Consider the following 10,952-nt stretch of genomic DNA (forward strand, 5'->3'; position numbering starts at 1 on the left):
CAGGCCGTCCGCGGTGCGGCCGTCACGGCGGCCGGGGCGGTACCGGGAGATGGAGGGGGTGAGCGGCTGTCGCAGCTCGGTATGCCGCCGGTGTCGGAGCGTGCTGGCAGCATCGGTGTCATGACCTTGATCCATACCACCCCGCCGCGGCCGGTTGACGTCACCGCCGTCTTCCCTCAACTGGCCCCGCTGGCCCGCCCGGCGACCCGGTTGCACCCCCGCCGCGGGGCTCCGTCGCCGCATGACAGCTCGATCGGCGGGCCACTGCTGTGGCCCGCCGACGAGCCGTGGCCGCACTGCGACGCCCCGCACGAGGGGGGCGGCCACTCGCTGGCCGCGGTGCGGGTGGAGCAGCGCGTCCGGGCGAGGGAGGCGGCGCACCCGGACGGCGTTTCCTCGTACACGCCGCAGGAGAGGGCGATCCTGGAACAGATCGACTGGGACCAGGAGCGGCCCGATGGTCCGGTCCCGCTGCTGCCCGTGGCCCAGTTGTACGTGCGTGACGTCCCCGTGCTGCGTCCGCCCGGCCAGGCCGATCTGCTTCAGGTGCTGTGGTGCCCTTTCGACCACCCGGATCTGTACATGCCCCGGACCGCCGTGGTCTGGCGGTCCGCGGACTCCGTCACCGACATCCTCACCTCACCCCCGGAACCGCTCGATGTGGAGTGGGAGGAATACGTGCCTGAGCCGTGCGTGCTCACGCCGGAGCAGATCACCGAGTACCCCAACTCCCTGGAGTTGAGCAAGGAGCTGCGAGAGCAGCTGGGCGACTGGAGCAGGTGGCAGGCGGCCGACGCCGATGTGGACAGCTCCTACGCTCCCTACCTGGAATCGTATTACCACAGCAACCTGTCCGTCGCCCCGGGCTGGAAGGCCGGCGGCTGGCCCCAGTGGGGCTACACCGACCCCTCCCCGCGGCAGTGCCCCGCCTGCGACACCACGATGGACGCGCTGCTGACCATCGCCACGTTCGAATGGGACGGCAACAACCGCAGCTGGATCCCGTACGAAGACCAGGCCGCCGCGGCCTCCCTCGACCACCACGACGACATACGGCGACCGACCGGTGTCCAGATCGGCAGCGGTTACAGAATGCAGCTCTACGTCTGCGCGGCGGCGCCGGAGCATCCCCACCTCGAGCTGATGCAGTAGCCGGGCGCCCGGCTGTCGACCGGGCCGGGCCACCCTCGTGCTGGTGGTCGACGAAACCGTGTACGGACGCATCCGGGAGCCGCGTCGCCATGGCTCGGGGCGCGTCGTGGAGGCGGCCACCGTGCGCATCAAGTGCATCGGGGCAAGGGTGCCGTCGACACTCAACGCGCTCCATGGAGTCCGCAAGGTTCGCAGGCTCGGCATCGTGGACAGAATCGCCCCATGTCCTTGGTGAAGACGGCTCTGACGGCAGCCGCAGTGCTCCTCTCCCTCGCCGTACCGGCCACTGGCCCTTCCGCCGACGCCTCCGCGCCCGTTGCGGCGCGCCCCTGCGAAGGCGCCCCGACCTGCTACGTCGATGTGACGGTGGCCCAGGTCTGGGTCAGCCCCGAGCAGGTTCGAGGCGTTGACGCCCCGGCGACGGCCAATCCCGTCGATATCCGCGGCTGGTTGAGGGACATGTCACTGGATGAGCGGCGTGACGTCGCGGGCGAAACGCAGGCGTTGCACGGGACCGAAGTGATTGTCGACGGTACGAAGCGGCACGGGGGACTGCTGTGGGACCACGTATGGGTACGCGGCCAGCCCACCCCCAGGGACCCGGCCGGACGGGGGGCGTACCCCGGCTGGATTCCTGACCGACAGCTGACATCGGACCATCGGAAGCCGCCCCGGGGCACTCACGAGGAGCGCGTCGTGCGGCCCACGGCCCGGGGCTTCACCTCCGCCGCAGCCGCGCTCGAGGGCGCTGCTCCGGGACGGGCGACCGAGTACTCGTACAACACTTCGTTCGCGGTGCAGCCCGGCCCGCTGCCCGGTGTCGTCACGGCCTACGGCAACAGCGGCGGCCGGATCTTCTTCCGCGCCGGTGACCTTGCAGCAGTCCCGGCCACGCCGAGCGGCGAGGACGTGGTCGCCGCCGCACGCGCGTTTCTGGGCCTGCCCTACCTGTGGTCGGGCACTTCCGGATTCGGCTACGACTGCTCTGGTCTTACCGCACAGGTGTATTCCGCGCTCGGTGTGACGATCCCGCGTGACGCACAGCCGCAGTTCGACGCGGGCGGCGGGCAGGCGCCCGCCGGTTCGGCCGTAGGCGTGCGGATCGAAGGGACGGACGATCTCAGGCCCGGCGACATCGTGGCCTTCCGCCCCGCCACCGGTGGCGACGTCACCCACGTCGGTATTTTCACGGGGACGAGGAACGGTGAACCGATGATGATCAACTCGCCTCGGACCGGTGACGTCGTCAAGGAGGAACCCATCGGCTCAACCGGCCGCGTCTACGTCGGTGCGACCCGCTTCCTCACCCGGTAGAACACGGACGTCCCGGCGACGACGACCGGATGCGGGTCCTCCTCCACCGCACCGAACTCCTGCAGGAGGAGGACCAGCCCCATGCGGCCGGGTGGCCCGACGGTGATGACGCGACGCCCGTGCCCGCCCTCCGGAGCCCGAGCCATCCGGTTGGCAAAGGTCGCCTACGGCCGCGCCGGACACCTCGCGGGTGCAGACCCGGGCCGTGCAGACCGGGGCTCGGCGGCCGTGGAAGCCGTACGAAGGAGCGATGGCCGCCACCCGGCTGCCGGGCGCACCCCGGGCGCGGCGGATTCCGGCAGCGGTGTGCACGCCTTGGGGCGTTCCAGGCGGCTGCAGGGCGGTGAGGCACTTGGTCGCAGCAGCCGTACGGCTGGTGAGCGCTGGTCGTGGGCCGAGTTCGTTCACGTGTCGGTGTCGGCTCAGAACCGGACCAGTGTGGCCGGGGGAGGTGACCCGCTGGTGCCGGTTCAGTCGATGGTCGTTGGCGGTGGGGACGCGTCCGAGTTTGCGCCCTTTCATTTCGAAGACGAGGCCGGATCCTCCATGATGCCGCCGCAGGCGAAGACCATCCGGCCCGAGTTGGCACAGGACTGCCCTGACGGCGCGTCTACTGCCGGCCGCCGGGCCGCAGCCGCCCTCGAGCGCCGACCCACCCCGCAGTGGCCTGCCGCCTGCCACGAAACACCGGTCGCCGGGCAGAAACACCACGCCGCGGATCCGGAATCGCTGCGGCCGGGAGTGCACCAGCTGCGGGAAAGTTGACGCCCTGGCGAACGCCTCGACCACCAAGGCGCCCAGGCCGTCGAGCGGACCCACGTCCTCGGCGGCGTGATCAAGGGCGGCGGGCACCCTCAACTTCGGCCGGGGTTTCCTGAACCCCCTCGACCCCTACAACCTGACCCATCCCGCAGAGCACTCCGAGCACGTCAACATGACGCTGGCGGGCCTCGTCTCCAACGCCTCCCACCCCGAACGGACGTCAGCGTGGGGGCGGAGCCGGAACCGCTGCGCGGCAAGCTGGTCAGAGTCTGGCCGACCGCGGATGGCTGTGGAAACTGCCCGACGGCCGGTTCACCACCCGACTGTGACAAGGAGTGCCGCCCGGAGATTCGTCGTAGGTGTCGTTCACGTAAGTTGGGCCCTCGGATACGACGCGCCGCGCGTGCGGGTGGCGGGATGAGGGGTGGGACATGCGCGGGAGAGACGCGGTGGCAGCACTGGCCGAACTCATTCCGGTGGCCCACGGGGTAGACGAGCGGATCGACTGGAGCGAGGTCGAGGCGATCTGGGGGACTCCGTTCCCCTCGGACTACGTCCGGTTCATGGAGGTCTACGGGTCGGGGCGATCAACGAGACGATCAACATCCTGATGCCGGCGCCTCATGCCGACGGCTGGCCGTACCGGGATGGCCCGTCTGGGGGTGCCGGATCAGCCGACGATACCCCGGACGACGAACTCATCCCGGGTGCACCGCTCACCGAACACGGAACGAAAGGACCGGCGAATGGTGTTCCCGGAGAGTCGAGGCGGCATATGGGCCAGGGCTGTCGCTGCCGCAGTCCTGTACCTTGCCGCATTGTTCTGGCTGGCCTTGGGTCTTCCGTTCACGGGCGAGGAAGTCGGGCCCACGACCGACCCCGACGACGTGGTCGGGGCCAACTTCATCCTCTTGTTCTCTGCCGTCTTCCTGCTGGCTGCCGTCGCGGTGTCACGCAGATGGAAGACGTCCTGGGCGATATCCCTGGCGCTGCTGGCGGTGCTCGTCGTCGTCTGGACGCATGTTCCTTCCCTGATCGAGCACTGGGACTACGAAGGTCCGCGCCGCTTCTGAGTGTGCTGAGAGCGTGTTCCACGGGGTGAGTTGCGCGAGTCGCTTGCAGCAGCAGATGGACCGTCCGAGACGGTCATGTAGCAGCCCCAGCCAAGCCACGGCCACAGCGTCGTCTCGATCTGGTCGATCAGGCGCAGCAGGCGTCCTCGTGCCGCTCGGGGCGCAGGGTATGCACGCCCGCGACCGCGAGGCTGTCTGGCGGTGGCCGGAGCGGCCGTGCTCGCCCGCGCCCCATGGTCGGTATCGCCGTAGCGCGACGCCGTTGTCCTGCTCTGCCGCTCGCTGAGCCGAATGCCATAGGGCGAGGGGGCCCAGCGTGCCGTCTCAGACCTCGGCGCTGCCGCAGACGAAAGTGGTGCTCCGGAAGAGCTCGGGCGTCAGCCGGACGTCTGTGAGGTGCTCGGCGAGTGCGAATGCAGCGGGTATGACGCGCTCCTCGTCTTCGGGCGTCGCATCCTCGGGTGTGGCAAAGCCGAGGCGGCGCATCACGTCGACGCAGTCGTCGGCGCGGGTGCCCGATCGACAGAGCTCACAGCATTCGCTGTTGCGGAGCTCGAAGTGGAGATGCGTCTCCCCGTTCTCGGCCCAGAGGAAGGTGCCGTCGCTGTTGGCGTAGCCGATGTCACAGTGGGAGATCCAACGGGTTCCTGCCGAGGCGGGCAGGGCCTTGGCTTCGCTGACACCGTGCCAGCCACCGGGCTCGATCATCAGCGTCCAGGAACCGATCACGGTCATTCCGAACAACGTCCGTGTGAGCTCGGGCTGGTACTCGGCTTCGTACCAGGCCTCGACCAGTGACGCGGCTCCGGTGCGCGGGGGTTCGGCCCTGCCGCCCAAACGGTGCAGCAACTCCTCCGGCGGCAGGTCGTGCACCAGTGTGATGCAGTAGGCGCTCGCCAGATCCGGGAAGTCTTCCTGAAACCACAGGTAGTCATCGGTATTCGTCACAGCACGATCCTTCACGACGGCTCTGACATCCGCTCACGCGGGGCTGATGGAGCGGACCGTACCGATGGACAGCCGGGTGGAGGGGCGAGCGCGTGCGGGGCAGCCTGGCCTGGCCCTCCTCGGAGGCCTGCCGTCCCAACGGGCCGCCCAACTCGTCCCCTGCGCACAGCCCTCGTTGCGGCCGGGAACGCGCGGACCGTTCTGGGCTGGTGGCGGAACTCGGCCGGACACGATCGCAGCCACGGCCGCGGGGCTGTGCAGGGCGCGGACTGCCTCCCCGCTGTGCTGGTCGTGGGGTCGCAGCGCCGACCGAGGGCCGGGCAGAGCCGGCCCATGGGACGAGCGCGCGGACGTAGGCGCCGACACCCCCTGTCGGTGGCAGCCGTTATCTTGCGCTCGGCAGGATCGGGCGCGCGCGGGCGGTGGCAGATGGAGCGGGGATCGGGGACGGTCGTCGAGGTGGGGTACGCGGAGGGCCGGGATCCGGCGTCCCGCACTCCCGGGCGGGCGCCGTCCGCCGGGGAGGCGCGGGCGCGGGACGCCGGCGGGCTGCCGTACGCGGTGATGCACCGGGTGCCGGGGAGCGAGCTGCCGGCCGAGGTGCGGCTGGTGTCGTGGGGCGCGGGCTCCGTCGAGGTGTGGGCGTACGACGAACAGGGCCGCCGGACACTCGAAGCGGAACTGAGGCTGCTGGTCGACGGGGAGCGGCTGCTGAACCGGCGCACGATCAGCTGGCGCTACCCGGATCCGGTGCCGGAGGAATTCGACCAGGCCTGCCCTCGTACCGTGGTGGAGGTCGGGTCAACGCGACGGGACGAAGCCGGCTGATTGGTCGAAGCGGAACGGTGAGCCGGGGCGCGTGGGCGTCCAGCCGTCGGTGAGAGCGGTCCGGATGCTGTCAGCCACATGGGCGGGAAGAACCGGGCTGCCGGGTGTTCCGAGCCAGTTGCCGGGGTGGGGCCGGTTGGTGGTGATCACCAATGTGGTGCCTGCGGTCTCGGCGTGTTCGACCGCGTAGGCAAGGGGAGAGGTGGCCAGGCCCTGGTCGTAGGTCGGTCGTCCGCGGAGTCGCCACCGGTAGGTGATGCCGTCCACGGTGATGAGCCGCGATCCCTTTTTGACCAGCGCCATGCCCACATCCTTTTCCGTGATCCTTTCCCATGCGACAGTAATCAACGGCAGCTGATCGTGTCGTACCGGTTCCTCCTCGGCTTCTGGCATGGGGATGGCGTCCGGGCTTGCTGCTGGGATGGTGTTGGGCCGTGCGGCATCGGGGCAGCCGGTAGCGCCACGATGGTGACGGGGTTTGTCGCAGTGCGGCAGTTGCGGATGGCCGCCGGCGTTGAGCGCGTGGAGCGCGTTGCGTAACTCCCTTACGGCCGCCGACACCACCGCTGCACCGACGGCGGCTGACCGGTGGTTTACCCCCATCCCGCCCGGACTGGCCGGTTCCGTGCTGGTCGCGTCCGGTTGGTCACGCTTGGATTGTGCCGGGGGTGCCGACGTGGCGGACTGGGGCGGCATGCGGGTGTGGGCGTGTCCGTCGGGCGGCTGGGAGATCGCCCGGGGACGACCGCACGAGCGACTGCGCCCGGGGGTGCGGGGCTACCGGGGCTACCGCATCGACCTGGGCCGGACCCACCGCAGGCTGGAGCTGCCCGGTGGGCTGGTGACCCTGCTCGTGGGGTTCGGCCCCCCGGTGCGCGTCAGCGACCCCGCGGGCGCTGACGGCCGGACGCCACGCTCTCTCACCTCCCTGTTCGCGGGCCCACACACCCGCGCCGTACTCGGCGAGCACGACGGGCGCGCCTACGGGGTACAGGTCTTCCTCGCTCCCTGGGCCGCCCACCGGCTGCTGGCCGTCGACATGGGCGACTTCACCGACTCGGTGGCCGACCTGGACGCCGTACTCGGCAGCCGACGTGCCCGGAACCTGGCCGACACCCTCGCCACCGCCCCCGGATGGGCCGAGCGATTCGCCCTCCTGGACTGCCTGCTGACCTCCCTGCCCGCCGGCTCCTCCCGCCTGATCGGCGGCCGCGTGACCGGCCCGGAGCCGAACCCGCAGGTGCTGCGGGCCTGGGAGCTGCTCGCGGCCGGGCCACGCCCCGTACCCGTGGGCAGCGTCGCCGCCGAGGTCGGCTGGAGCGAACGCCAGCTCCGGCGCCGGTTCCAGGAGCAGATCGGCCTGTCGCCCAAGGCCGTCGCCCGGGTGGCCCGCCTGCGCCACGCCTTGGCGCTGCTGACCCGGGGGCACCCTGCCAGCGCGACCGCGCTTGCCTGCGGATTCCACGACCAGCCGCATTTCCAGCGGGAGTTCAAGGCCATGACCGGGCTGACCCCCGCCGAGTTCCTCGGCCACCGTGCCGCCGCCGCAGCGCTCGCCGGAGGCGGCCGGGTCGACCGGGTCCCCGGCGAGGTGACCAGCGTTCTCCTGCCTGCCCAAGCGGCAGGAGAGGTACCGCTTGAGTGTGGCCGTTTTCTGCAAGACGGGCGGTGTACGGCGATGACAGGGTGAAGCCGCCCGGCGGCCGTACCTGCCGGTAATCCCGTGCGCGTCGCCGCGCGCACGCCTGTGCCCCGTAAACACCCCACGAAAAGAGAGGTGGCCAAGGTGCCGGCAGAGGACGAAGTGATCGTGGTCCGCACTCCCGAGGAATTCCACGACATGCCCGAGGAATACCAGTCCATGGCCACGCGCCAGATGCTCATCCACGCCGAGGGCGAGCTGTCCGGAGCCGACGACTACATCCGGGTCTTCTACCCGCTCGCGCCCGACGCCGAGGAGCGGCAGGTCTGCTGCGAGCGCGCGGCCGAGGAGATCAACCACTTCAAGGTGGCCAGCGCCGTCCTGAACGACCTCGGCGTGGACACCTCGCAGATGTCCCGGCAGTCCCTGGAAGAGCGCCGCAAACTGTTCCTGACGGCCGACTTCCACAACAGCACGACGTGGGCCGAACGCGGCGTGGTGTCCTGGCTCATCGAGGACGCGGTGATGGAACTGCTGAAGGAGATGTCGGCCAGCAGCTACCGGCCGTGGGCCGACTCCTTCCGAACCGTCATCCAGGACGAGCGGGTGCACATCGCGCACGGCGCGCGCATCGTGCGTGGCCTGGTCAAGGACCGCGACGGCAAGAAGCAGGTCCAGGCGGCGGTGGACCGTCTGTGGCCGCACTCCCTGGACGTCTTCGGCAGCCCGGGCTCGAAGAAGGCCGAGATCGCGGTCGGCTGGGGCCTGCGGACCCGTACGAACGAACAAGCGCGGCACGACTGGGAGGTTCGCGGCGGCGCGAAGGTCAGGAAGATGGGCCTGGCCCTGCCCTCCTGACACCGCCCGGGCGAACGATCGACACCTGAGCACCTCCCCACCCACGTCAGGAGCCGAAGCAGCATGTCAGCCCAGCCGATCGACCTCACCCTGAGCCCACGCCGCCCACGCACCCGGGAGGAGGTCCGTGCGCGCGTCACCGAGCTGATCTCGGCGGAACCGGAACTGGGCGCCCGATTGGACGCGTTACGCCGCTTCGGGCGCACCGTCCGCAACACCGAGGTGCACCTCACCGGTGCCTGCAACATCCGCTGCGACGGATGCTGGTTCTTCGCCCACGACTTCGACTCGGCCGTCACCGATCAACGGGATCTCGCCAAGGTGCGGAACTTCGTCGAACGCCTCAAGACCGACGGGGTCACCTCGGCCCTGCTCATCGGCGGTGAGCCCACCCTCGTCCCCGACAAGATCCGCCCGTTCGTGGAGCTGCTCGACTACGTCACCATCTCCACCAACGGGCTCCTCGCCCTGCCCAAGGACGGCTTCGAGGACGTGGCGGTGGCCATCTCCGTTTTCGGCGGCGGCCCCCTCGACGACCAGCTCCGCGCCATCCACCCCAACGGCCGTCGTTTCTCGGGCCTGATCGATACCGCCCTGGACAACTACCGGGGCGACCCGCGGGCCACCTTCGTGTTCGCGCTGACCGAGCCCGGCATCCGCTACATCGAGGACACCGTCCGTAAGATGGCAGACAACGGCAACCTGGTCAGCTTCAACTTCTACAGCGAGTACGGCTCCGACCACCCGCTCGGCGCCCTGGAGGGCCGTCGGCTCCTGGACGAGGCCCTGCGCGTCAAGGACCTGTTCCCGCAGGTCGTCGTCAATGACCCACACTACATCGAGACCCTGATCACGGGCCGCTCGCACGGCAAGAGCTTCGGTTACGACGTCTGCCCGAGCATCAGCGTCGACCACAAGGCCCACGCGGAGCGCATGGGGAACGGCAACCCGGTGCTGCCCGGCTTCAACGCGTGGGGCGCCGACCTGGAGACCGTGCAGTTCTGCTGCACTTCCGGCCACTGCGGGGACTGCCGGGACAGCCAGGCAGTGCACAGTTGGCTCTTGATGAGCATGCACGACTTCCTGGACAGCGCCGAGGACCTGCGCACCTGGCTGGGGGTCTCGGAGGGGTACTGGCGCCAGTGGTGCTGGTCCCCGTACAGCCCGCACCACAGCTCCACGACCAGCTGACAGCCGACGACGAAAGGGACCGGCCGTGCCGCCCCACGATCCCGCCGCACCTTCCCCCTCCTCTTCGCCCTTCACCGTCCGTGTCACGGTCCGCGAGTACGAACTCGACACCCGCGGCCACCTCAACCAGGCGGTCTACCTCCAGTACTGCGAGCACGCCCTGTGGGAGGTCCTGCGGGCGGCTGGTATCCCGGGCGACAAGCTGCTGGCGGGGGGCGTGGGCCCGGCTCAGCTGGAGTGCACGCTCAGGTTCCGGCGCGAGCTCCAGGGCGGGGACGAGGTCGACGTCTCCTGCGTCTTCGAGTGGGGCGAGGGCAAGACCTTCCGGCTGCGCCAGGACATCCGCCGCGCGGACGGCACCCTGGCCTGTGAAGTGACGGGCGTCATCGGCCTGCTCGACCTCGCCCGCCGCAGCCTGGTGCCGGACCCGGGCGCCCACCTCCGGGAGCTGGCCGAACACCCGGAAGTCCTCGGCCTCTGAGAAGGCGTTCGAAGCAGGAGAATTGCCCTGTGACGCCCTGCTGCGTCCCGCGCCGGGTGGATGCCGTCTCGTCCCGATCGGCGTCGACGGCCCGGACCGGCGCCGCGCCCGCCACCCCGAAGCCGTCGGCCGCTGACCGCCACGCACGACTGCCGGAACAAGCCCATGGGCAGCCTGGACAAGCGCCCGAACAGGGGCTTGCCCACCCTGGCCGAAGCGTGCCGGGCGGCGGCCGTCGGTCATTCGACGCCGCCGAAACCATCGGCACGCCCGTCACCGCACGCCCGGGACACTGCGCGCACTGCGGTGGAAGCAGGCGTGTGCGGCGGCGAGGGTTTCGGCGAAGCCGGCGTCGGCGGTGTCCCAGACGACCGCGAGTACGCGAGGGGGGCCGACGCGCGGGCTCCTCCCGCCTCGGCGGCACGTCATTCGTTGCGCGTATCCGGGAGACGCAGCATCAAAGCCGGCGCGCCGGCCGAGTACTCGGCTGCCGTGGTGCCGTGGTGCCGTGGTGCAGAAGGTCTCGGCGCTGGGAGTCGAGATGCCTGCTCGTCCCCGTCGGCTGGGGAACCGGTGCCCCGTTATGTTTTTCGCGGTCCTGCAAGAGGGCCGCTGGCCTCCGGGCCCGGCATGACTGTTGCCCCCTGTCGAACGGATGACCTGGGGGGTGGTGTCACCGGGTCCGAGGGGTGCCGTCGGAGAC

Annotated in this window: 12 protein-coding genes; 9 read left to right on the forward strand and 3 right to left on the reverse strand. The window is 70.2% G+C overall.

Annotated elements, in window-relative coordinates:
- The first annotated feature begins 126 nt into the window (after positions 1–126).
- Entirely contained in the window at positions 127–1,152 is a 1,026-nt protein-coding gene (locus HYE82_RS10180; RefSeq protein WP_179173645.1) for a hypothetical protein, read from the forward strand.
- Between the two features lie 231 nt (positions 1,153–1,383).
- On the forward strand, positions 1,384–2,466 hold the full coding sequence (locus HYE82_RS10185) for a C40 family peptidase (RefSeq protein ID WP_179173634.1): 1,083 nt from the start codon (positions 1,384–1,386) through the stop codon (positions 2,464–2,466).
- On the opposite strand, the gene HYE82_RS10190 is transcribed toward HYE82_RS10185, so the two are convergent.
- Positions 2,433–2,612 (reverse strand): hypothetical protein, encoded by a 180-nt coding sequence (locus tag HYE82_RS10190; RefSeq protein WP_179173635.1) that lies wholly within the window; start codon positions 2,610–2,612, stop codon positions 2,433–2,435. The genes HYE82_RS10185 and HYE82_RS10190 overlap by 34 nt on opposite strands.
- Positions 2,613–3,659: 1,047 nt before the next feature.
- On the opposite strand from HYE82_RS10190, the gene HYE82_RS10195 reads away from it, so the two are divergent.
- Both HYE82_RS10195 and HYE82_RS10200 read left to right on the forward strand, forming a co-directional pair.
- Positions 3,660–3,839 (forward strand): hypothetical protein, encoded by a 180-nt coding sequence (locus tag HYE82_RS10195; RefSeq protein ID WP_179173636.1) that lies wholly within the window; start codon positions 3,660–3,662, stop codon positions 3,837–3,839.
- Between the two features lie 207 nt (positions 3,840–4,046).
- Entirely contained in the window at positions 4,047–4,301 is a 255-nt protein-coding gene (locus HYE82_RS10200; protein ID WP_256987056.1) for a hypothetical protein, read from the forward strand.
- A 324-nt stretch (positions 4,302–4,625) separates the two neighbouring features.
- On the opposite strand, the gene HYE82_RS10205 is transcribed toward HYE82_RS10200, so the two are convergent.
- On the reverse strand, positions 4,626–5,249 hold the full coding sequence (locus tag HYE82_RS10205; RefSeq protein ID WP_179173637.1) for a DUF6461 domain-containing protein: 624 nt from the start codon (positions 5,247–5,249) through the stop codon (positions 4,626–4,628).
- 429 nt (positions 5,250–5,678) lie between these two features.
- Here HYE82_RS10205 and HYE82_RS10210 point away from each other — a divergent pair, with 429 nt between their 5' ends.
- Positions 5,679–6,077: a hypothetical protein gene (locus tag HYE82_RS10210; RefSeq protein ID WP_179173638.1), complete on the forward strand. Its 399-nt coding sequence runs from the start codon at positions 5,679–5,681 to the stop codon at positions 6,075–6,077.
- Here the strand turns inward: HYE82_RS10210 and HYE82_RS10215 are convergent.
- Positions 6,051–6,380, reverse strand: coding sequence for a hypothetical protein (locus tag HYE82_RS10215; protein WP_179173647.1), 330 nt, complete (start codon positions 6,378–6,380; stop codon positions 6,051–6,053). The two genes, HYE82_RS10210 and HYE82_RS10215, sit on opposite strands and share 27 nt — an antisense overlap.
- A 373-nt stretch (positions 6,381–6,753) precedes the next feature.
- On the opposite strand from HYE82_RS10215, the gene HYE82_RS10220 reads away from it, so the two are divergent.
- The 4 genes from HYE82_RS10220 to HYE82_RS10235 all read left to right on the forward strand — a co-directional run bounded on the left by HYE82_RS10220 (position 6,754) and on the right by HYE82_RS10235 (position 10,249).
- Positions 6,754–7,767, forward strand: coding sequence for a helix-turn-helix transcriptional regulator (locus HYE82_RS10220; RefSeq protein WP_309144258.1), 1,014 nt, complete (start codon positions 6,754–6,756; stop codon positions 7,765–7,767).
- 96 nt (positions 7,768–7,863) lie between these two features.
- Complete coding sequence (locus HYE82_RS10225; RefSeq protein WP_309144259.1) at positions 7,864–8,577, forward strand: Phenylacetic acid catabolic protein; 714 nt, start codon at positions 7,864–7,866, stop codon at positions 8,575–8,577.
- A gap of 63 nt (positions 8,578–8,640) precedes the next feature.
- A complete protein-coding gene (locus HYE82_RS10230; RefSeq protein ID WP_179173639.1) occupies positions 8,641–9,768 on the forward strand; it encodes a radical SAM protein in 1,128 nt (375 codons plus the stop codon).
- A gap of 25 nt (positions 9,769–9,793) precedes the next feature.
- Entirely contained in the window at positions 9,794–10,249 is a 456-nt protein-coding gene (locus HYE82_RS10235; RefSeq protein WP_179173640.1) for a thioesterase family protein, read from the forward strand.
- Positions 10,250–10,952 lie beyond the last annotated feature (703 nt).

It is taken from the genome of Streptomyces sp. BR123, assembly GCF_013401435.1.
In the GTDB taxonomy this organism is placed as follows: domain Bacteria; phylum Actinomycetota; class Actinomycetes; order Streptomycetales; family Streptomycetaceae; genus Streptomyces.

Bases quoted from the DNA above. Each gene is read 5' to 3' on its own strand.
- HYE82_RS10190 (WP_179173635.1), bottom strand. From the start codon at position 2,612: ATGGCTCGGGCTCCGGAGGGCGGGCACGGGCGTCGCGTCATCACCGTC.
- HYE82_RS10195 (WP_179173636.1), top strand. From the start codon at position 3,660: ATGCGCGGGAGAGACGCGGTGGCAGCACTGGCCGAACTCATTCCGGTG.
- HYE82_RS10210 (WP_179173638.1), top strand. From the start codon at position 5,679: ATGGAGCGGGGATCGGGGACGGTCGTCGAGGTGGGGTACGCGGAGGGC.
- HYE82_RS10215 (WP_179173647.1), bottom strand. From the start codon at position 6,380: ATGGCGCTGGTCAAAAAGGGATCGCGGCTCATCACCGTGGACGGCATC.
- HYE82_RS10230 (WP_179173639.1), top strand. From the start codon at position 8,641: ATGTCAGCCCAGCCGATCGACCTCACCCTGAGCCCACGCCGCCCACGC.